19 protein-coding genes and 1 tRNA gene are annotated in these 19,970 nt (G+C 68.4%); 14 read left to right on the top strand and 6 right to left on the bottom strand.

The annotated features are described in order from the left end of the window. Positions 1-72: 72 nt before the first annotated feature. Both V3W47_RS12775 and V3W47_RS12770 read right to left on the bottom strand, forming a co-directional pair. A complete protein-coding gene (locus tag V3W47_RS12775; RefSeq protein ID WP_331825602.1) occupies positions 73-756 on the bottom strand; it encodes a response regulator in 684 nt (227 codons plus the stop codon). Between the two features lie 128 nt (positions 757-884). Next, positions 885-2,630 (bottom strand): ABC transporter substrate-binding protein, encoded by a 1,746-nt coding sequence (locus tag V3W47_RS12770; protein ID WP_331825601.1) that lies wholly within the window; start codon positions 2,628-2,630, stop codon positions 885-887. Between the two features lie 298 nt (positions 2,631-2,928). Here V3W47_RS12770 and hslO point away from each other — a divergent pair, with 298 nt between their 5' ends. The 6 genes from hslO (at position 2,929) to V3W47_RS12740 (ending at position 8,205) form a co-directional block, all read left to right on the top strand. Then, complete coding sequence (hslO, locus tag V3W47_RS12765) at positions 2,929-3,840, top strand: Hsp33 family molecular chaperone HslO (protein WP_331825600.1); 912 nt, start codon at positions 2,929-2,931, stop codon at positions 3,838-3,840. 119 nt (positions 3,841-3,959) lie between these two features. Continuing rightward, positions 3,960-4,343: a hypothetical protein gene (locus V3W47_RS12760; RefSeq protein WP_331825599.1), complete on the top strand. Its 384-nt coding sequence runs from the start codon at positions 3,960-3,962 to the stop codon at positions 4,341-4,343. Between the two features lie 151 nt (positions 4,344-4,494). After that, entirely contained in the window at positions 4,495-5,802 is a 1,308-nt protein-coding gene (locus tag V3W47_RS12755; protein ID WP_331825598.1) for a S1C family serine protease, read from the top strand. Further along, complete coding sequence (locus V3W47_RS12750) at positions 5,799-6,920, top strand: tRNA nucleotidyltransferase/poly(A) polymerase family protein (protein ID WP_331825597.1); 1,122 nt, start codon at positions 5,799-5,801, stop codon at positions 6,918-6,920. Before V3W47_RS12755 ends, V3W47_RS12750 begins: the two co-directional genes overlap by 4 nt. Next, the gene (locus tag V3W47_RS12745; RefSeq protein ID WP_331825596.1) at positions 6,917-7,519 is read left to right on the top strand and encodes a hypothetical protein; all 603 of its coding nucleotides are present in this window, start codon (positions 6,917-6,919) and stop codon (positions 7,517-7,519) included. Before V3W47_RS12750 ends, V3W47_RS12745 begins: the two co-directional genes overlap by 4 nt. Before the next feature lie 74 nt (positions 7,520-7,593). Next, a complete protein-coding gene (locus tag V3W47_RS12740) occupies positions 7,594-8,205 on the top strand; it encodes a site-2 protease family protein (RefSeq protein WP_331825595.1) in 612 nt (203 codons plus the stop codon). 125 nt (positions 8,206-8,330) lie between these two features. Here the strand turns inward: V3W47_RS12740 and V3W47_RS12735 are convergent, their stop codons facing one another. The 3 genes from V3W47_RS12735 to guaB all read right to left on the bottom strand — a co-directional run bounded on the left by V3W47_RS12735 (position 8,331) and on the right by guaB (position 11,762). Beyond that, positions 8,331-9,248 (bottom strand): manganese catalase family protein, encoded by a 918-nt coding sequence (locus V3W47_RS12735; protein ID WP_331825594.1) that lies wholly within the window; start codon positions 9,246-9,248, stop codon positions 8,331-8,333. Positions 9,249-9,440: 192 nt separating this feature from the next. Next, positions 9,441-10,082, bottom strand: a complete 642-nt coding sequence (gene trhA / locus V3W47_RS12730; protein ID WP_331825593.1) for a PAQR family membrane homeostasis protein TrhA — start codon at positions 10,080-10,082, stop codon at positions 9,441-9,443. A gap of 156 nt (positions 10,083-10,238) precedes the next feature. Next, positions 10,239-11,762, bottom strand: a complete 1,524-nt coding sequence (gene guaB, locus V3W47_RS12725; protein WP_331825592.1) for an IMP dehydrogenase — start codon at positions 11,760-11,762, stop codon at positions 10,239-10,241. A 119-nt stretch (positions 11,763-11,881) separates the two neighbouring features. On the opposite strand from guaB, the gene V3W47_RS12720 reads away from it, so the two are divergent. Beyond that, positions 11,882-11,957: transfer RNA gene (locus V3W47_RS12720), tRNA-Ala, on the top strand. A gap of 410 nt (positions 11,958-12,367) precedes the next feature. Next, on the top strand, positions 12,368-13,924 hold the full coding sequence (gene hpaE / locus V3W47_RS12715) for a 5-carboxymethyl-2-hydroxymuconate semialdehyde dehydrogenase (RefSeq protein WP_331825591.1): 1,557 nt from the start codon (positions 12,368-12,370) through the stop codon (positions 13,922-13,924). A 65-nt stretch (positions 13,925-13,989) separates the two neighbouring features. On the opposite strand, the gene V3W47_RS12710 is transcribed toward hpaE, so the two are convergent. Beyond that, positions 13,990-14,334 carry an endonuclease domain-containing protein gene (locus V3W47_RS12710; RefSeq protein WP_331825590.1) on the bottom strand — a complete coding sequence of 115 codons (345 nt, stop codon included), beginning with the start codon at positions 14,332-14,334 and terminating at the stop codon, positions 13,990-13,992. A gap of 115 nt (positions 14,335-14,449) precedes the next feature. Here V3W47_RS12710 and hpaB point away from each other — a divergent pair, with 115 nt between their 5' ends. From hpaB to hpaI, 6 genes are read left to right on the top strand one after another with little or no spacing between them, the layout of a single operon-like run. Continuing rightward, positions 14,450-15,931: a 4-hydroxyphenylacetate 3-monooxygenase, oxygenase component gene (gene hpaB, locus V3W47_RS12705; RefSeq protein ID WP_331825589.1), complete on the top strand. Its 1,482-nt coding sequence runs from the start codon at positions 14,450-14,452 to the stop codon at positions 15,929-15,931. A gap of 1 nt (position 15,932) precedes the next feature. Continuing rightward, on the top strand, positions 15,933-16,898 hold the full coding sequence (gene hpaD, locus V3W47_RS12700; protein ID WP_331825588.1) for a 3,4-dihydroxyphenylacetate 2,3-dioxygenase: 966 nt from the start codon (positions 15,933-15,935) through the stop codon (positions 16,896-16,898). Between the two features lie 31 nt (positions 16,899-16,929). After that, complete coding sequence (locus tag V3W47_RS12695) at positions 16,930-17,715, top strand: fumarylacetoacetate hydrolase family protein (RefSeq protein WP_331825587.1); 786 nt, start codon at positions 16,930-16,932, stop codon at positions 17,713-17,715. Between the two features lie 16 nt (positions 17,716-17,731). Continuing rightward, complete coding sequence (locus V3W47_RS12690; protein ID WP_331825586.1) at positions 17,732-18,178, top strand: 5-carboxymethyl-2-hydroxymuconate Delta-isomerase; 447 nt, start codon at positions 17,732-17,734, stop codon at positions 18,176-18,178. Beyond that, positions 18,172-18,978, top strand: coding sequence for a 2-oxo-hept-4-ene-1,7-dioate hydratase (gene hpaH, locus V3W47_RS12685; RefSeq protein WP_331825585.1), 807 nt, complete (start codon positions 18,172-18,174; stop codon positions 18,976-18,978). The genes V3W47_RS12690 and hpaH overlap by 7 nt, the downstream gene beginning before the upstream one ends. Beyond that, positions 18,975-19,778 carry a 4-hydroxy-2-oxoheptanedioate aldolase gene (gene hpaI, locus V3W47_RS12680; RefSeq protein ID WP_331825584.1) on the top strand — a complete coding sequence of 268 codons (804 nt, stop codon included), beginning with the start codon at positions 18,975-18,977 and terminating at the stop codon, positions 19,776-19,778. Before hpaH ends, hpaI begins: the two co-directional genes overlap by 4 nt. Positions 19,779-19,970 lie beyond the last annotated feature (192 nt).

Genomic DNA, 19,970 nt, shown 5'->3' with positions numbered 1-19,970 from the left:
GCCCCCTCTGGGGGTAGGGGGCTGGGGGGTGGGGGCAAACCGTGGCAAGACGCCCTGCCCCTCCCCTCACCCCTACACCGTCTTCGGGTCAATCCACCCCCGTTTGATCCCGTACAGCACCGCCTCCGTCCGGCTCCCCACCCCCAGCTTCGAGAAGATGTTGGCAAGGTGGACCTGCACCGTGCGCGGGCTGATATCGAGATCACGGGCGATCTCCTTGTTCGTGCGCCCCGTGGCGGCGACCCGCAACACCTCCAGCTCACGGGGGCTGAGCGCGTCCTCGGGCGGCGTGGGCGTCTGCTGCGCGCTGAACCGCTCCAGCACCTTGCGGGCGACGGAGGGGTGAAGCGCACTCTCCCCTGCCGCCACCGCCCGCACGGCCCCCAGCAGGTCGTCCTCGCTGGCGTTCTTGAGCAGATACCCGGCGGCCCCCGCCTCCAGCAGCGCGAAAACGTAGGCGTCGTCGTCGTAGCTCGTGAGGACGAGGACGCCCACGCCGGGCCGCTCGGCCTTGATGAGGCGGGTGGCCTCGATGCCGTTCATGCCCGGCATGGACACGTCCATCAGGATCACGTCGGGCTGGAGGGCGCGGGCCTTGACCACGGCGTCCTCACCGCTGTCGGCCTCACCGAGAACGCGCAGGTCGGCTTCCCCCTCCAGCAGTTCGCGGGTGCCCTTGCGGACGACGGGGTGATCGTCCACGAGAAGCAGCGTGATGGGCCGCGCGTGGGCGGCGGAGGCGTCGGCGTCGTGCATGGGGGCAGGATACCCGGCGGCGATAAAGAGCGGGGCCGCACCCACGCTGGAATGCGGCCCACGGCTGAAAGAGATGACGGTTCTTGCTGGTCGCTGGCGGCTGGCGGCTGGCGGCTGGCCGCCCTCCCCTACGACTTGCTCAGGTCCTTCCAGAGCGTCCCCGTGCGGAACGAGGTCATCGGGTTGAAGGTCTCCTCGCTGATGCCCTGGAGGGTGTCACGGTAGGCGAGGATGCCGGGGTTGCTCGGCATCAGCACGTAGTAGGCCTGCTCCTGCGCGCGGCGGGCCACCTGGCCGTACAGCTCGGCGCGGCGCTCGGTGTCGGTGGTCGTGCGGGCCTCCCGAATCCACCCGTCGATCTGGGGGTCCCGGAAGTTCGAGCGCGGCTGGTAGTACCCGTCGCTGGCGTAGAAGGTGTGCACGAAGTTGTCGGCGTCGGCGTAGTCGGGTGCCCAGCCCGTGATGATCAGGACCTCGCGCCCCGCGTTGCCGTCCTCGATGATCTCGCTCCACTGCTTGCTCTGGATGTTCACCCGGAACTTCGGGTTCAGGGACTCGATGTTGCGCTTGAGGAGTTCCATCGCGGTCTGCGCGGACACGCTCCCGGCGCGGTAGGTCGCGTTGACGGTGAAGCCCTGTTCCCACACCTGCCCGCCCCACGCCCGCCGGAATGCCTCGCGGGCGGCGTCGAGATCGAACTTCGGGGCCGCGAGGTCCTCATCGTAGCCGGGGAAGGTGTCGGGCAGCAGGAAATTGCGCGTCTCGCCCTTGCCGCCCTGCACCTCCTCGATATAGGTGGGCACGTCGAAGGCGGCGACGAAGCCCCGGCGAACGTTCACGTCACTGAAGAAGTTCGCGGGGATGCCCTGCCCGTCGAGCCTGCCGCTGCCGAGCAGCTCGCGGTTCTGGATGTTCTGGTTCATCGAGAGGCCGAAGGCACCGAGGTCGGGCAGGTCGTCGAGGACGGCGACGCCCGGCTTGCCGCGAAGCTGCTCCTCCACGATGGGCCGCCCGCCCGTCTCGATCAGGTCCGCGTCGCCGCGCAAGAAGGCCTGCTGACGCGCCGCCTGCTCGGGCACGACCTGGATGATCACGTTCTTGATGCTCGCCTTCTCGCCCCAGTAGTCCCCGAACGCCTCGGCGGTGAAGGAGGTCGCGTTCTTGCTCAGGAAGCGGTAGGCCCCCGTGCCGCTGGGGTTCTGCGCGAGAGGGCTGCCCGTGAGGTCTTTGCCCACCGCGTCCCGCCACGTCGCCTCGGTGCCATCCCACTCACCAATTTCCTTCGCGTGCGCGCTGTCCACGATGCTCTGGCCGGTGTAGGCGAGCTTGGCGAGGAAGGCGGGATCGACCTTCGGCAGGGTGAAGACCAGCGTCTCGCCGTCGCACCTCACGGCGTTCGTGATCCGTTCCCAGGTGATCGAGCGGTCGTCGTTCGCGTTGCTGCCCGTGCCCAGCAGGCTCTCGGACAGGAACCAGTTGCCGCTGTCGCTCGTGTTCGTCACGAGGTTGCGCCGAAAGGTGTACTCGGCGTCCGCGCACTTGAAGTCGTTGCCCGAGTGGAACTCGACCCCCTCACGCAGGGCGAAGCGGTACTCGCGCCCATCCTGACCCGTCTCCCACTCGGTCGCCAGCAGGGGGTCGAGGTCGGAGAGGCTGTTGCCCCGGTAGGTCACGAGCGTCTCGTACAGGTTCTCCACGACCTGCCCGCTGCCCGTGTCGTAGGTCGTGCCGGGGTCCAGCGTCGGGATGTCCGCGCTCTCCTGCACGACGAGGGTGCTGGACGCGCCACCGTCCGCATTGCGGTTGTTACACGCCGCGAGCGCCAGCGCCAGGGTGGCGAGGAGGGCGGCGCGGGGAATGACAGTCTTGTTCATGAGAACTCCTGGGGTGGAAGGCCGGGCATCCGGCGACGCCTCTTTGTGCCCAAATGCACGGTAGAGACGAGAAATTTATAAAAACGCCGTCTCATCCCTCGCCTTCGCGGGCACAGGGTAGATGCAACGCATGAAGTTCGTCTACGGGTCGTCTCAAGATCGGTGAGAAAGCGCGACCGTGGGAGCGCAAGCTTATGCGACGCTCAAGGCAGAGGTGGCAGAGCACCCAACTCCATCCCCTGCCACGAATGCAAGCCCCCCCACACCCACCTTGAGTGCCCTCTTGTAAGATTTCCTAATGACTTTGAACACCCATCCCCAGTCTTTCCTGCTGCGCGGCACGGCGGCGGGCGGGACGCTGCGGTTTGTCGGCATCGACGCGACGGCCATCGTGGAGGAGGCCCGAACGCGCCACCACCTGAGCAAGACGGCGACCGCCGCGCTGGGGCGCACGCTGGCGGCCTCGGCGCTGCTGGCCGTGGTGCTGGGCAAGAAGCCCGACAGCCGCGTGACCGTGCGCGTGCAGGGGGGCGGAAGTGTGGGCTGGATCGTGGCCGAGGGCAGCGCCGACGGGCGGGTGCGCGGCTACGTGCGCGAGCCGGGGGCCGACCTGCCCCTGCGGGCGAGCGACGGCAAGCTCGACGTGAGCGGCATCGTGGGCACCGAGGGAGAGCTGGCCGTGACCCGCCTCCTCGACAACGGCGAGCCGTACACGGGCAGCGTGGAACTCGTGAGCGGTGAGATCGCCGAGGACGTGAGTACCTACCTGGGCGTCTCCGAGCAGATTCCCAACGCCGTGCTGCTGGGCGTGTACGAGGAGGGGGGTCGGGTGGCGCGCGCGGGCGGACTGCTCGTTCAGGCGATGCCGGGCGTGAAGGACGAGACGCTCGCGCGGCTGGAGGCGAACGTCCGGGCGCTGGGGCAGATCACCGACCACCTGCGCCGGGGCAGCCTGCTGGAGACGATGCAGACCGTGGCGGAGGGGCTGGACCTCACGCTGGCCGCCGAGGCGCAGTCTGCCCGCTTCCAGTGCCGCTGCTCGCGCGAGAAGGCGCTCGACAGCCTGAAGTTCTTCGCGCCCGGCGAGCGGCAGGAGATGATCGAGGAGGGCGGGCAGGAGATCGTCTGCCACTGGTGCGGCGAGCACTATCAGATGACGCCCGCCGAGATCGCCACGCTGGACGCGGCGCAGGAGCGGGCGCGGGCGTAGGGAGCGGAACTCGGAGGCCACACGACTCCCCCGCCGCAGGGAATACCCCCGGTGCCCTCCCCCACCGTCCGCGAAAATGTCGATGGATCGATCCGGTAGGGCTGCTATACAGAGGCCGTATGCGAAAGCTTCTGCTCCTCGGCACACTCGCCACTGTCCTGGCCTCGTGTAACACCGCTACAGCGCCCTACTCCGCTGTCGGCACCTGGGACATCCGGTTCACTCAGGATCAGTCCAACTCGACTTTTCCGGGCGTTATGACGATTACAGCCCAGACCCAGACCGGCGAGCTGACGGGGGTATACGAGAACTCGGACGGCAGTTTCAAGAACGCGGTCTCCGGCAACGTCGACACTGGGGTGCTGAGAATTGAGGACGCCCTCAGCACCCACCCAGTAGACATCACCGGGAAGTTTAATGGCACCACATATGCCGGAACCTACAGGTCGCTAATTATCTCCGACGCCTACGACACGGGCAAAGTTGAGATGACGCGCCGTTGACCGTTTGAAGCGTCGGGCCGAACACGGGACTTATCACCCATGTTCGGCCCCCTCCTATTCCAGTTAACGCCGAGTTGAGACCCCGTTCCCGAGCGGCGAAAGTGGGCGGAGACTCAAGGTCCGCCCCTCCCCGTGCGCGGATAATGCGGGCATGAAACGACCACTCCTCGCGGCGACGCTCGTGCTGGTGGGCCTGGGGCTGGGAGCAACCCTGCTGCGCGATCAGGTGCCGGTGTCGGGGGCGCAGACGCAAACGCAAACGCAGAGCGGGACGCAGACGACGGGGACGAGCGCGGGCGGGCAGGCCGTGAACGAGGCCGCCGCGCGGCTCCAGAACGAGCGCAACACCATCGACATCGTGGGGCGCTACGAGCCGGGGCTGGTGTACATCACCACCGAGCAGGACGTGGTGGAGCAGGACCCGATGGCGATGATGTTCGGGGGCGGCGGGCAGACGCAGGTGCGGCAGGGCGTCGGCAGCGGCTTTTTCGTGAACGCGCAGGGCGACATCCTGACCAACTACCACGTCGTCGCGGGAGATGGCGGCTCGGGGGCCGCCGCCCGCATCCGCATCCGGGTCATGGACCGCGAGGAGTCGGTCCCGGCGCGCGTGATCGGCCTCGCCCCGCAGTACGACCTCGCGCTCATCCGCGCCGAGGGGCTGCCCGCCAACCTCATCCGGCCCATCCCGCTCGGCAACAGCGACGCGTTGAAGGTCGGGCAGAAGGCGGTGGCGATGGGCGCTCCCTTCGGGCTGGAGTTCAGCGTCACCGAGGGCATCGTGAGCAGCACGGCGCGGCAGATTCCCATCGGCTTTTCCGGCAGCGGCAGCGGCGAGGGCATCACGCAAAAGGCCATCCAGACGGACGCGGCGATCAACCCCGGCAACTCGGGCGGGCCGCTGCTCGACTCCACGGGCCGGGTCATCGGCATCAACACGCAGATTTACTCGCCCGCCGGGGCGGCCTCGGGCACCGGGCAGAGCGCGGGCGTGGGCTTCGCCATTCCCATCAACGCGGCGAAGAACCTCCTGCCCCGGCTTCAGGCAGCGAACGGCGGCCTGGTCTTCGCCCCCCGGCTGGGCATCACGCCGGGCCTCGTCGTGCAGGCGCAGGGGCAGGCCATCCCCGTGGGCCTGAGCGCGCTCTCCAGCGAGGGCAAGCGCGAACTCAGCCTGCCGGAGAATGGGCTGGTGGTCGGCGAGGTGACGGCGAACTCCCCCGCCGCCCGCGCCGGATTGCGAGGTGCCCAGGACGCGCGGGAGTTCCCCGGCGGGCAGGTCGCCCTCGGCGGCGACGTGATCACGAGGGTGGACGGGGAAGAGGTGGACGCGCTCGAAGACCTCCAGGCGGCCCTGATCGACAAGCAGGAGGGCGACACCGTGAGCCTGACGGTCGTGCGCGCGGGGCAGACGCGCAAGGTGAACGTGACGCTCGATGACAGTTCCTTCAGTGAGTGATCGGGTCAGTGGGTGAGCTGGCGGCCCGTACCTGGGCGCACCTCCAACCACAGGACCGGGTGTGGCTCGCGGACCTCGCGCGGCGGGCGGGGGCAGGGGCGCGGGTCGCCCTCGTCGGCGGGGCGGTGCGCGACGCGCTGCTCGGCGGCACCCCCCTCGACCTCGACGTGGTGGTGGAGGGCGCGGACGCCGGGAATCTCACGGCGGGGACGGGCCTGCCAGCGGTCGTCCACCCGGCGTTCGGGAATGCGACGCTGATCCTGCCGGACGGACGGCACGCCGACCTCGTGCGGGCGCGGCGGGAGAGCTACCCGGTGCCCGGCGAGAATCCAGTCCCCGAACCCGGCACCCTGACGGACGATCTGCGGCGGCGCGACTTTGGCCTGAATGCGCTGGCACTCGTCATCGGCCCGGAAGGGGGCGTGACCCTCCTCGACGAGGTGGGCGGGCTGGACGATCTGCGTGCACGGGTGCTGCGGCCCCTTCACCCCGCCTCCTTCCACGAGGACGCCAGCCGACTCGTCCGGGGGGCACGACTCGCCGGGCGGCTGGGGCTGGAGGCCCACCCGGAGTTGCTGCGGCAGGTGCAAGGCGCGCTGGCGATGGCGGAACGAACGCCGCGCCTCCACGCCGAGTTGCGCCTGTTGCTCGGCGAGCCGAGGCCGGGCCGGGCCGCCCGCGTGTTGGAGGAGTGGGGGGCGGGGGCGCTCCTGCCCGGTGGGGCACTCGAACGGCTGGAGGCGCTGGACGCACGGCAGGAGGCAGGTCAAACTGTGCCCGCTCAGGCCTACGCGGCGGCCCTCCTCTCCTCCGCGCCCGACCCGGACGCCCTCGCCGCCCGGCTGGGATTGGGGGAGAAACCCGGCTCCCTCCTCGCCCGCGCGCTGGGGGACGCACCCGCCGCACCCACCTCACCGGAAGGTATTCTCCGCGCCCTGCTGCGCCCGGACGCCTATCCGGTCCTCACCGGGCGGGACGTGCTGGCCCTCGGAGTTCCACCTGGTCCGGCGGTCGGGGCGGCCCTCGCGCACCTCGCCGCGTTGCGCCGGGCCGGGCGGGTCCGCTCGCTGGAAGAGGAGCGCGCCGCCCTGAGCGCCTACCTGAGCGGACACCCTTGATAGGTCCCCTGACCCTGATCACCACCGATCCGCTGTTGCTGCTCGTCCTCGTGACGGCGACGTTGTTCGGCGTGATTCTCAAGGGGACGGTGCAGGCCCGGCTCGCCGCCGCTCTGGGTGATTCCAGCGCGGTGCAGTCAGGCTCCGGGCTGCCGGAACCCGCCGTCCACCTCAGCCTGTGGCGGCTGGCGCTGTACCTCCTCGTCGGGGTGGCCCTTCCCCGCCCGGTGCTGCTGGCGCTGCGGGGTCAGTCCGCCGCCACCGTTCTGCTGAGTGGCCCGCCCGTGCTGCTCGCGTGTGCCCTCGTGCTGCTCCTGCTGCAACGGCTTCAACAACAGACACTGCCCACCACCGCCGACGTGATCGGCCTGGGGCTGGGCCGCGCCGCCCTCGCCCTGACCCTGCACGCGGCCTTCAATCTCCTGCCGCTGCCGCAACTGGACCTCGGGTGGACGGTGGGCCGGGTGCTGCCACCCTCCCCCCAATTGCCCCGACCGCTCCGTGGAACATTTCTACCCGCGCTGGCATGGGCCACGCTTTTTCTCAGCGGTGGCTTGCAATGGGCCGCCGCGCCGCTGTGGAGGGGGTGCAGACGCTGACGGCGCTGCTGCCGTGAGGCTCGGTGAGGGGTCATCCCGTGTGGAGGAACGCCCGCCCGTACAATGCGCCCCATATGCTCCTGAGCCTCCTGACCACGAATCCCGCCGCGTTCGTCATCGTCGCGCTGGCGCTCGTGCTGTCCCTCACTGTCCACGAGTTCGCGCACGCCTGGTCCGCCGACAAACTGGGCGACTCCACCCCCCGGCGCTTCGGGCGCGTGACGCTCAACCCCATCAAACACCTCGACCCCTTCGGCACGCTGCTGCTCCTGATCGCGGGCTTCGGGTTCGCCAAGCCGGTGCCCATCAACCCGCGCAACCTGGGAAGGTGGGGCACGCTCTGGGTCTCGGCGGCGGGGCCGATCAGCAATATCCTGATTGCCCTGATCGCCGCGCTGCTCCTGCGCTTCCTGCCGTCCAATCCGGTCGTCGTCACGGTGCTGCTGTACGTGCTGAGCATCAACATCGTGTTGGCCGTCTTCAACCTCATCCCCATCCCGCTGCTGGACGGAAGCCGCATCATCGGGGCGCTCGTGCCGTCGCTGGGTCGCAGCCTCGCCCAGTTCGAGGCGCAGCCCTTCAGCTTCGTCATCGTGATGCTGTTTATCTTCATCGCGCAGGGGCCGATTGGGAACATCATCGGGAGCGTGCAGCGGTGGGTCCTCGGTATCGTCGGGCTGTTCTGAGGTTGCCCTCGTCCAAGCAAAGAAAAGCCCCCGGTTCACCGCCGGGGGTTTGCACTTGCGGGCACGAGTCAGAAGTGCGCCTGATGTTCTGCTGGCGGCTGAAAGCTGGCCGCTGGCCGCTCCCCTCAGTCCGCCAGTCCTGACTTCTTGTGCAGGTTCTTCGCAATCTCCATGATCTCGTCCATGCTGTACTCGGGTGAGAACTCCGCCGAGTCGTGCCCGCTGTCCATCGTCTCGCCGCCGTTCGGCAGTTCGTCGGTCACGAACACTTCCTGCCCGTCGTCGGGGTGCGGTCCCTTCCAGATTTTGCCCATGTCGGTGTAGTCCGAGGGGCTGAAGCGGTAGAGCTTGAGGTGGATGCCCTGATCCATCAGCCGCTTGGATTCGGGAATCTTGGCCGTCTCGATCTTGGGCACCGGGAGCATCTTGGTCATCTCCACGCCGGTCAGCGTCTCCAGCGCCTTCGCGTAGGCGACCTGGTGGACGCCGCCGCGCACGAGGAGGTAGCCCGTCAGCGCCTTCGCCACCGGGTCGGACACCGCCTCGTAGACGCGGAGTTTCTGCTGCCGCGCGCCGCTCTCCAGAAAGAAGTTGTGCAGCAGGTCGAGGACGAGGTTGCCGCTGGAGAACACGTTGTCGCCCGTCCAGGGGATGTTGCGGGAGTCCTGCACCATCGCGCCGGGGCCGCCCGCGATGAAGTTCTGGGCGTTCCGCATCCCCACCGCGAAGTCGAGCGGCGTGGTCGTCGGGTCGACGGGTTCCTCGCGGCTCTTCACGTCCGGCCCGGCGAGCAGCGCGTTGATCGTCGCGGCGACGAGTTCGATGTGGCCCAGCTCCTCGGCGGCGATGTTGGAAATCAGGTCGTAGTACGGCTTGAGTTCCTTCTTCCCCCGGAAGTTGAAGGATTGAGTCATGTAGTTCATCAGGGTGGACATCTCCCCGAAGCGCCCGCCGAACAGCTCCTGCACGGTGGCGGCGGCGTTGGGGTTCTTCTCGTTGGGAAGGGGCAGGTCGAACTGGAGCTTGTCGATGCGTAGGAACATGGGGGAAACCTCCGGGAAAAGGCCACCGACCCGAAGAAGTCGGATTGCGGGCAGCCTATCCACCTCACCCCCCCGCATACACAAGGTTTCGCTTAAGGCTCGCCCCGCTTGACGGCCCTCTCCCGAGCATCAGGCAAGTCGAAACGCGGCCTTGAACGCCTTCTCACGGGGCCGTTCAGCACGAATCCCTGATCAGCGCAGGTGAAACATCATCGCCACATGCGCGCCTGTCCCGCCGAGGACGAACAGGTGCCAGATTTCGTGGAAGCCGAAGCCGGGGCGCGGATTCCAGCGCCGCGTCCCGTAGATGACGGCCCCGATGGAATACAGCACTCCCCCCACCGCCAGCCAGAGAATCGCGGCGGCGGGCAGATTGCGCGCGAGTTGCGGCAACAACCCGAGGGAAATCCAGCCCATGCCGACGTACAGCAGCGTGCTGACCCAGCGCGGCAACCGCATGGTGACGAGCTTGAGAATGATGCCCGTGACGGCGATGCCCCAGATCACCCACAGCACGGCGTCGCGCCACACGCCGTCCAGGCCGTAGTACGCGACGGGCGTGTAGCTCCCGGCGATGAGCAGGAAGATGCCCGCGTGGTCGAGTTTCCGCAGCCACCGCAACCCGCGTTCGCCTCCCCGGAAGGAGTGGTAGCTCGCCGACGCCGCGTACAGCCCCACCATGCTCAGCCCGAAAACGAGGAAGGGCCACAGGCTCATTCCCCGCGCATCTGCCCACCACAGCAGCGGCCCCAGCACCACGAGCGCCGCCAGCGCCCCGCCCCAGTGGGTGAGGGCGTTGACGGGTTCGCGCGGGGCAGTGAGGAGACGCTTCACGGGAACAGGGTAGTGGGATGTGGGGTGTGGGGTGTGGAAGTTGGGACGGGATTCAGGGCCTGTGGCTCGTCGCTCGTGGCTTGTGGAAAAAGCGCAGAAGAACCGTCTTCGCTCCACGCCTTTCTCTACAAGCTACAAGCCCCACGCGCCTGCCCCTCACTTCCCCCCGTAGTTCGGCGACTCCTTCGTAATCGTGACCCCGTGGGGGTGGCTCTCCACGAGGCTCGCGCCCGTGATGCGGACAAACTGGGCGGTATCGCGCAGGGCGTCGAGATCGGGAGCGCCACAGTAACCCATGCTGCTCCTTAGCCCGCCGACGAACTGGTAGAGCACCTCGCCCGCCGTGCCCCGGTAGGCGATGATGCCCTCGATGCCCTCGGGGACGAACTTGCGGCTGCCGCTCTGGAAGTAGCGGTCGCTCGACCCCTGGTCCATCGCGCCCAGGCTGCCCATGCCCCGGTAACTCTTGTAGCGGCGACCATCGCGCAACACGACCTCGCCGGGGGCCTCGTCGGTGCCCGCGAGCATGGACCCCATCATGACGGCGCTCGCCCCGGCGGCAATCGCCTTCGGCACGTCGCCCGTCTGCTTGATGCCGCCGTCCGCGATGACGGGGATGCCCGCCTCCAGCGCGGCGGCGGACGCCTCGAAGATGGCGGTAATCTGGGGAACGCCGACGCCCGTAACAATACGTGTAGTGCAGATCGAACCTGGACCGATGCCGCATTTTATTGCGTCTGCACCGGCGAAAATCAGATCACGCGCTCCAGCTCTTGTAGCAATATTCCCAGCTATTACGTCTACATCGAAGTTCTCCTTCACCCGCGACAGCGCGTTCAGGATGCCCTGGCTATGGCCGTGGGCGCTGTCGAGCACCAGCACGTCCGCCCCCGCCGCGACGAGCGCCCCGGCCCGGTCCATCAGGTCGGCCCCCACGCCGATGGCCGCGCCGACGCGCAGGCGGCCCAGCGCATCCTTCGCCGCGCGCGGGTACTTCACCCGCTTGGTGAGGTCCTTGATGGTGATCAGTCCCTTGAGGAACCCCTCCGCATCTGTGACGAGCAGCTTCTCGATGCGGTGGCGCTTGAAAATCTCCTGCGCCTCCTCCAGCGTGGTGCCGACCGGCACGGTGACGAGGTTCTCGCGGGTCATCACGTCGGTGATGGGCGTGCCCAGGTCCCCCACGAAGCGCATGTCGCGGTTGGTGATAATGCCGAGGAGCCGCCCGGTGGGGTCGGTGATGGGCACGCCGCTGATCTTGTACTCGCCCATCAGGCGCTCGGCGTCGCCCACCGTGGCGGTCGGGGGCAGGGTGATGGGGTCCACGATCATGCCGCTCTCGGACCGTTTGACCTTGCGGACCATCTCGGCCTGCGCGTCCACGCCCATGTTCTTGTGGAGGATGCCGAGGCCGCCCTCGCGCGCCATCGCCACCGCCATCGCCGTCTCGGTCACGGTGTCCATCGCCGCCGACACGAAGGGGATGTTCAGCCGCACCCGCCGCGTGAGCTGCGTCTCCACGCTGACCTCGTGCGGCAGGACCGTCGAGTGCCGGGGTTGCAGCAACACGTCGTCGAAGGTAATGCCCTCCTGGCCGAACTTGTAGGCGTACCGGGCGTCCGGCGAGCCGGGCTGGCCGCTGGCGGCGGGGGGGGTAGCCTCGGGGGTCGGGCGCGTCATGGGCCGGAGTGTACCCCCGCCCTCCCCCGGCGCGCGGTGATGGCCTCCACAGCGGCCCCCTTGCGGGCCGGGAAAAGCCGTGCTAGATTCTCCCTCGCCCGCGCGCGGGTGATGAAAACGGGGTCGTAGCTCAGCTGGGAGAGCGCGTCGTTCGCAATGACGAGGTCAGGGGTTCGATCCCCCTCGACTCCACCAAGAAAAGCCCGCCTGACGAGGCGGGTTCGTCCTTTTGGGTGCCGCCTGGATGCAGCGGCCAACAGCGGCAGTGGCAGCGGCAGCGGCAGTGGCAGCGGCAGTGGCAGTCCGGCGGCGCTCCGACCGCCTGAAGCCGGACGGGCAACGCGTGGCCGCCCGGCGGGAGGTCCTGTTCCCCCACAGCGCATTCAGCTTCGCCCTTGTCGAAGGCTACAGGTCGAATGCCATAGAAGGCCCTGTGTGTTCTGTGCGTCCCGGTCTTGTGAGCGGGCGGCGGACCTCGTACCGTACGGGGGCAAGAACAACTCGACTTCGGCCAGCCCTGGCCCCATTCCCCGCGCCTCCCCCGGTGCCCGCCCTTCCTGAGCGGTCCTGCTCCAGCATTCGCGCCCCCTCTTCCCGGAGGTTCCATGACCCTATCCCCGCCCGCTCCCACGCACGAGACGCTGAGGCAGCGCCTGCGGCAACACCCTCTGCGGCACTTCATCGGCGGGGGGTGGGTGGACGCCGCGAGCGGGGAGACGTTCGAGGTCCACACGCCCACCGACAACAGCCGGCTCACCCGCGCGGCCAGCGGAGACGCGACCGACGTGGACCGGGCCGCTCAGGCCGCCTGGGACGCCTTTCCCGCGTGGCGCGCCCTCAGCGGCAAGGCCCGCCGCAAGCTCCTGTACCGCGTCGCCGCGCTCATCGAGGACCGCGCCGAGGAAATCGCCCTGCTGGAGAGCCTGGACACCGGGCAGCCCATCCGCTTCATGAAGGCCGCCGCCACGCGCGCCGCCGAGAACTTCCGCTTCTTCGCGGACCGGGCGGAGGCCGCGCAGGACGGGCAAAGCCTCCCCGCCGAGGGCTTCCTGAACTACACCCTGCGTCAGCCGGTCGGTCCGGTCGGCGTCATCACCCCCTGGAACACGCCCTTCATGCTCTCCACCTGGAAGATCGCCCCGGCCCTCGCCGCCGGATGCACGGTCGTCCACAAGCCCGCCGAGTGGAGTCCGGTCACGGCGACGCTGCTCGCGGAGATCATGCACGAGGCGGGGATTCCGGGCGGCGTGGTCAACCTCGTCCACGGCCTCGGGGAGACGGCGGGGAGGGCCTTGACCGAGCACCCGCACATCAAGGCCATCGCCTTCATCGGCGAGAGCAGCACCGGCAGCCTGATCCAGAGGCAGAGTGCCGACACCCTCAAACGCGTTCACCTCGAACTCGGTGGGAAGAATCCGGTCGTTGTCTTCGCCGACGCGGACCTCGACCGCGCCCTCGACGCCGTGATCTTCATGCTCTATAGCCTCAATGGGCAGCGTTGCACCTCCTCCAGCCGCCTGCTCGTGGAGCGGTCCGTCCACGACGGGTTCGTGGCGAAGCTCGCCGAGCGTGTCGCCAATATCCGTGTCGGCGATCCCCTCGATCCCGCCACCGAGGTCGGCCCGCTCGTCCATCCCCGGCAGTTCGAGAAGGTCTGCTCGTACTTCGACATCGCGCGGCAGGATGGGGCGACGGTGGCGGTGGGCGGCGAGCGCATCGGCACGACGGGCAACTACGTGCGGCCCACCCTGATCACCAACGCCCGTTCCGGGATGCGGGTCGCGCAGGAGGAAATCTTCGGGCCGGTCCTGACCGTCATCCCCTTCGACACGGAGGAGGAGGCGCTGTATGTCGCCAACGACGTGAAGTACGGCCTCGCCGCGTACCTCTGGACGAACGACCTCACCCGCGCGCACACCTTCGCGGGGGGGCTGGACGTGGGGATGATCTGGATCAACTCGGAGAACGTCCGCCACCTCCCCACCCCCTTCGGCGGCATGAAGGCCAGCGGCATCGGGCGCGACGGCGGGGACTACTCCTTCGACTTCTACATGGAGACGAAGAACGTCGCCGTGAACCTGAGCGGGCACCGGGCCGCGCGGCTCGGGGTGGGCGAGGGACAGCCGGGGCGGGACGGGGCGGACAAGGGGTTGGCGGAGTGAGGAGCGGTGAAGGTCAGCCTTTGGCTGACACCCCTCTCCCAACCCTCTCCCGCAAGGGGAGAGGGCTATCCCAGGGCCTCGACGATTCGCGCCAGCACACCCTCCAGATTGTCCGTCACTTCGTTGTTCCAGAACCGCAAGACGGTGAAGCCCCTGGCGCGGAGTTCCGCATCTCGCACGGCGTCGTACTCACTTCCTGCGTGGTGGCCGCCGTCGAGTTCAACCACCAGCCCTCGCTCCAGCGCCACAAAATCGACGATGTAGAAACCGAGTGGTTGTTGACGCTTGAACTTCACGCCCAGCATGCGACCAGCTCGCAAGTGCTGCCACAGCAACACCTCCTGCGGCGTCCCCCGTACCCGCAAGTCACGCGCCCTCTCCCTGCCGTCCCGGCGCGAGAACCTATCCACGCGAGCAGCTTAAAGCCCTCTCCCCTTGCGGGAGAGGGTTGGGAGAGGGGTGGCGAGCACCGCTCGCCGATCTTCCACCTCCGTCCTCACTTCACACCCTGAAAGGAGTCCGCACATGACTGCCCGAACCGGACAACAGTTCCTCGACCGTCTGCGCCAGAACCCCCCCAACCTGTACGTGGACGGCGCACGCGTCGAGGACCCCACCACCCACCCCGCCACCCGCAACATCGCCCACTCCCTCGCAGAGCTGTACGACCTCCAGCACGACCCCCGCCTCCGGGACGTGCTGACGTACGAGGAGAAGGGTGGGCGGTACGCCACCTCCTTCATGGTGCCGCGCACGAAGGACGACCTGCGGAAGATCGGGGAGGCGCACCGCCTCCGCGCCAACTTCTCGCTGGGCACGCTGGGCCGCGCGCCGGACTACATGAACACCAACGTCATGGCGGCGGGCATGGCGAGCGACTACTTCGACCTGTGCGAGAGCAGCGGCGCACCCGGCTCCGGGCGCAACTTCAGCGAGAACATGCGCCGCTATTACGAGTACGTGCGCGAGAACGACCTGTGCCTCACCCACGCGCTGACCAACCCGCAGGTCAACCGCTCCAAGCAGGCGTCCGAGCTGCCCGACCCTTACATCGCCATGGGCATCGTCGAGGAGACGGAGGCGGGCGTGATCGTGCGCGGTGCCCGGATGCTCGCCACGCTGCCCATCGCCGATGAGATTCTCATCTTCCCGTCCACGGTGATCAAGGAGAACGGCGACAAGAGCCGCTACGCGATGGGCTTCGGCCTGCCGACGAACGCGCCGGGGCTGTACTTCCAGTGCCGCGAACCCTTCGACCTGGGGCGGGACGTGGAGGACCACCCGCTGTCGAGCCGCTTCGACGAGCAGGACGCCTTCGTGATCTTCGACGACGTGCTCGTGCCGTGGGAGCGCGTGTTCCTGATGTACGACATGACGCTCGCCAACCAGGCGTACAGCAAGACGGACGCCGTGCTCCACATGGCCTATCAGGTCGTGAACCAGAAGGTCTCCAAGACGGAGGCGTTCCTCGGCATCGCGCAGAGCATCGTGGAGACGGTGGGCAGCGGGCAATTTCAGCACGTGCAGCAAAAGGTCTCCGAGATCATCGTCACGCTGGAGATCATGAGGGCGCTTCAGGTGGCCGCCGTGGAGGGCGCGGAGCTGAACAGGTACGGCGTGATGACCCCGGCGCGCGGACCGCTGGACGCCGCCCGCAACTACTACCCGGCGATCTACCCGCGCCTGAACGAGATCATCCAGCTCCTCGGCGCGTCGGGCATCATCATGATGCCGGGCAAGGCCGACCGCGAGGGGCCGCTGGGGCACTTCATCGAGAAGCACCTTCAGGCGACGAACGCGAGCGCGGGGGACCGCCTGCGCCTCTTCCGCCTCGCCTGGGACCTGACGCTCAGTAGCTTCGGCGCGCGGCAGAACCTGTACGAGAAGCACTTCTTCGGCGACCCCATCCGCATGTCCAGCGCCCTGTACGAGGTGTACGACAAGGGGCCGTACGTGGAGCGCATCCGGCAGTTCCTGCACCAGCGGCAGGCCGTGGCGGCGGACTGAGATGCAGCCGAACATCGTCCGCATCGCCCACGGGGTCTTCTACGTCACCGATCTGGAACGCTCCCGGCGCTTCTACGTGGACCTGCTCGGCCTGAACGTCCTGCACGAGACGGGGGGTGCCCTGTACCTCCGGGCCAACGAGGACCGCGAGTGGACGCTGAAGCTCGAACTCGCCCCGGAGGCGGGCGTGAAGCACCTCGCCTACCGGGTGGGCACGCCCGCCGACCTCGACGCCCTCGCGGAATTGCTCGACTCCCAGGGTCTCCCCCACCGCTGGGAGACGGAGGTGGACCGCCCCCGACTGCTGCGCTTTCAGGACCCTCACGGCGTGCCCGTCGCCTTCTACGCGGAGTCGGTCAAGCACCGCTGGCTGCTTCAGGACTACCACCTGCACCGGGGGGCCGGGCTGCAACGCATCGACCACATCAACGTGATGACGCCCGACGTGGAGGGCGTGATGCGCTGGTACATGGACCACCTCGGCTTCCGGCTGAGCGAGTACACCGAGGACGAACACGGCAGGGTCTGGGCCGCCTGGATTCAGCGCCGGGGGAGCGTCCACGACCTCGCGCTGACGAACGGGGCGGGGCCGAGGCTCCACCACTTCGCGTACTGGATGCCCGACATGCAGAGCATCATCCGCACCTGCGACATCCTGGCGGGGGCGCGGATGCCCGACCACATTGAGCGCGGCCCCGGTCGCCACGGCGTCTCCAACGCCTTTTTCCTGTACATCCGCGACCCGGACGGCCACCGCATCGAGCTGTACACCTCGGACTACGTGACGGTGGATCCCGACTTCGAGCCGATCCGCTGGTCCCTCGACGACCCCCGGCGGCAGACCCTGTGGGGGGCCAGGACCCCCCGGAGCTGGTTCGAGGAAGGGTCGCTGCTGGAGGCCTTCGGCGGCGGCTGGGTCACGCCGCAGGAGGGCGAGTTGCGGGGCCTCCCGGTGCATGTGATCTGATGGCCCGCATGTCCCCCCTCCGAGGTCCTCCGTGAAGACCGCCCGTTTCCTCTCGCGCGGACGCCAGCACCAGGGCGTCCTGCGTGATGGCCTCCTCATCGACGCGGCGGGCGAGGGCCACCCTCCGGGCGAGGTGCAGTTTCTGTTGCCCGTCACGCCCGGCAAGGTCATCGCGCTCGCCCTGAACTACGCCGACCACGTGGCGGAACTCGGCTTCAAGCAGCCCGAGGAACCCGTGATGTTCCTCAAGCCGAACACCAGTCTGCTGCCGCACCGTGGGACGGTCGAGTATCCGCGCGGCGCGAAATTCATGCATTACGAGGTCGAACTCGGCCTCGTCATCGGTCGCAACGCCCGGCGCGTGAGGGCGGGGGACGCGGCGGACTACATCGGCGGGTACACCATCGCCAACGATCTGGTCGTGCGCGATTACGTCTCGAACTACTACCGACCGCCCATGCGCGCCAAAGGCTGGGACACCTTCGGGCCGCTCGGCCCCTACCTCGTGACGCCGGACGAGGTGCCCGACCCGTACGACCTCGGCCTGCGCGCGTACGTCAACGGCGAACTGCGGCAGGAGGGGTCCACCCGCGACATGATCCTGAAGGGACCCGAGCTGATCGAGTTCATGTCCCGCTTCATGACGCTGGAGGCCGGGGACGTGATCCTGACCGGCACCCCGAAGGGCGTCTCGCACGTCCACCCCGGCGACGTGATGCGCCTGGAGATTGACGGGCTGGGGGCGCTGGAGAACGACGTGCGCCTGGAGGACGAGAGCGCCGAACCCCTCGTCGCCGAGGAAGGCGTGCGACAGTAACTCCCGGAGGTTCCCTTTGCCGCACGTCATCATCGAGTACACCGACAACCTCACGGGCGAGACGGACATTCCCACGCTCCTGGAGGTCATCCACGCCGTCCTGATGCGCCATGGGGACGTGTTCCCGGTCGGCGGCATCCGCTCGCGCGCCGTCGCCCTGCACGATTACCGGGTGGCGGACGGGCGGGAGGACGACGCCTTCGTCCATGTCACCCTCAAGATCGGGGCCGGGCGCGGCGACGAGGTGAAGAGGGCGGTCGGGGACGAGCTGTTCGGCGTGGTGGGGGCGCACTTCGCGGAGGTGTTCGCGCGGCGGTATCTCGCGCTCTCGATGGAGCTTCAGGAGTTCGGCGAGGCGGGCACCTACAAGCACAACAACATCCACGCCCGCTTCAGGAAGCTTCAGAAAATAGACGACCACGACAGCCCAACGAACAGCCCAACAGCGGAGACCGAATGCTGACTGACGCCCAACTCCAGGACGCCGCCGCCCGCCTGAACGAGGCGGAGAGGACCCGGCGGCAGCTCCGGCAGTTCTCGCTGGAGTACCCGGACCTCACCTTGGGCGACGCCTACCGCATCCAGCGCGCGTGGGTGGACCTCAAGCTCGCGGAGGGCCGCACCCTCTACGGCCACAAGATCGGGCTGACCTCCCGCGCGATGCAGATGGCCTCGAACATCACCGAACCCGATTACGGCGCTCTGCTGGACGACATGGTGTTCCCGGAGGGGTCCGAGATACCCACCTCGCGCTTCATCGTCCCGAAGGTGGAGGTCGAACTCGCCTTCCTGCTGGAGCGCGACCTGGGTGGACCGAACTGCACCCTCTTCGACGTGCTGGGGGCCAGCCGCTATGTGGTGCCCGCCATCGAGATCATCGACGCGCGCATCGAACGGGTGGACCGGGAAAGTGGCGTGACCCGCAAGGTGCTCGACACGATCAGCGACAATGCCGCGAACGCGGGGATCATCCTGGGCGGGCGTCCGGTCCGGCCCCACGACGTGGACCTGCGCTGGGTCGGCGCGCTGCTCTACCGTAATGGCGTGATCGAGGAGACGGGCGTGGCGGCGGGCGTCCTGAACCACCCGGCGAGCGGCGTCGCGTGGCTGGCGAACAAGCTCTGGCCGCACGGCGTGACCCTCAAAGCGGGGCAGGTCATCCTGGCCGGGTCCTTCACTCGGCCCGTGGACGCGCGGCCCGGCGACACCTTCCACGCGGACTACGGCCCCCTGGGCGGCGTGGCCTTCCGGTTCGCCCCATGAGCGGGATCGGCAATGGCTTCCTGCGGGCCTTGCGCGCCCGCGAACTTCAAGTCGGCCTGTGGTCGGCCCTCGCCGACCCCTACTGCGCGGAGGTATGTGCCGGGGCGGGCTTCGACTGGCTCCTCATCGACGGCGAGCACGCGCCGAACGACGTGCGCTCGACGCTGAGCCAGCTTCAGGCCCTCGCCGCTTATCCGGTCGCCCCCATCGTCCGCCCGCCCGTCGGGGAGACGTGGCTGATCAAGCAGTACCTCGACCTCGGCGTGCAGACCCTCCTCATCCCGATGGTGGAGAGCGCCGAACAGGCCCGCGCGCTCGTGGCGGCGACGCGCTACCCGCCGCGCGGCATTCGGGGAGTGGGGAGCGCCCTGGCCCGCGCCTCCCGCTGGAACCGCGTGCCGGACTACCTGCACCGCGCCGACGACGAGATGTGCCTGCTCGTGCAGGTCGAGACCCGGCGCGGCCTGGAGAATCTGGGGGAGATCACCGCCGTGGAGGGCGTGGAGGGCGTGTTCATCGGTCCCGCCGACCTCAGCGCCAGCCTGGGGCACCTGGGGCAGCCGGACCACCCGGAGGTTCGGGCGGCCATCGAGGCGGCCATCGCGCAGATCGTCGCCTCCGGCAGGGCGGCGGGCATCCTGTCGAGCGACGAGGCGCAGGCGCGGGAATACATCGCGCTGGGCTGCACCTTCGTGGCGGTCGGGGTGGACGTGACCCTGCTCGCCCGCGCCACCGGGGACCTCGCCGCGCGCTTCGGGCGGGGAACTGGGGGGGCTTCCACGAAGGGGGACGTGTATTAGAGCAGTTGACATCAAAATTGTCATGCTAAGCGTCAGCGAAACATCTCGAAATGAGAAGAAGGAGGCCCTTCGCTTCGCTCAGGGTGACAACCGTTCTTCTGTCAAATGCCCTAGACGTTCTGCGAAGGTCGCGGAAGGCGGGAGGTGATCACGCGTGCCCCCTGCCCTTGACCTTCTGCACCCCCAACGCCC

The organism is Deinococcus sp. YIM 134068, from assembly GCF_036543075.1.
GTDB classification, from domain to species: domain Bacteria; phylum Deinococcota; class Deinococci; order Deinococcales; family Deinococcaceae; genus Deinococcus; species Deinococcus lichenicola.
This window is presented reverse-complemented; position numbering and strand designations above follow the sequence as displayed.

Bases quoted from the DNA above. Each gene is read 5' to 3' on its own strand.
- V3W47_RS12760 (WP_331825599.1), top strand. From the start codon at position 3,960: ATGCGAAAGCTTCTGCTCCTCGGCACACTCGCCACTGTCCTGGCCTCG.
- hpaH (WP_331825585.1), top strand. From the start codon at position 18,172: ATGCTGACTGACGCCCAACTCCAGGACGCCGCCGCCCGCCTGAACGAG.
- hpaD (WP_331825588.1), top strand. From the start codon at position 15,933: ATGCAGCCGAACATCGTCCGCATCGCCCACGGGGTCTTCTACGTCACC.
- V3W47_RS12770 (WP_331825601.1), bottom strand. From the start codon at position 2,630: ATGAACAAGACTGTCATTCCCCGCGCCGCCCTCCTCGCCACCCTGGCG.
- V3W47_RS12775 (WP_331825602.1), bottom strand. From the start codon at position 756: ATGCACGACGCCGACGCCTCCGCCGCCCACGCGCGGCCCATCACGCTG.
- V3W47_RS12740 (WP_331825595.1), top strand. From the start codon at position 7,594: ATGCTCCTGAGCCTCCTGACCACGAATCCCGCCGCGTTCGTCATCGTC.
- hslO (WP_331825600.1), top strand. From the start codon at position 2,929: ATGACTTTGAACACCCATCCCCAGTCTTTCCTGCTGCGCGGCACGGCG.
- V3W47_RS12755 (WP_331825598.1), top strand. From the start codon at position 4,495: ATGAAACGACCACTCCTCGCGGCGACGCTCGTGCTGGTGGGCCTGGGG.
- hpaE (WP_331825591.1), top strand. From the start codon at position 12,368: ATGACCCTATCCCCGCCCGCTCCCACGCACGAGACGCTGAGGCAGCGC.
- V3W47_RS12735 (WP_331825594.1), bottom strand. From the start codon at position 9,248: ATGTTCCTACGCATCGACAAGCTCCAGTTCGACCTGCCCCTTCCCAAC.
- hpaB (WP_331825589.1), top strand. From the start codon at position 14,450: ATGACTGCCCGAACCGGACAACAGTTCCTCGACCGTCTGCGCCAGAAC.
- hpaI (WP_331825584.1), top strand. From the start codon at position 18,975: ATGAGCGGGATCGGCAATGGCTTCCTGCGGGCCTTGCGCGCCCGCGAA.
- guaB (WP_331825592.1), bottom strand. From the start codon at position 11,762: ATGACGCGCCCGACCCCCGAGGCTACCCCCCCCGCCGCCAGCGGCCAG.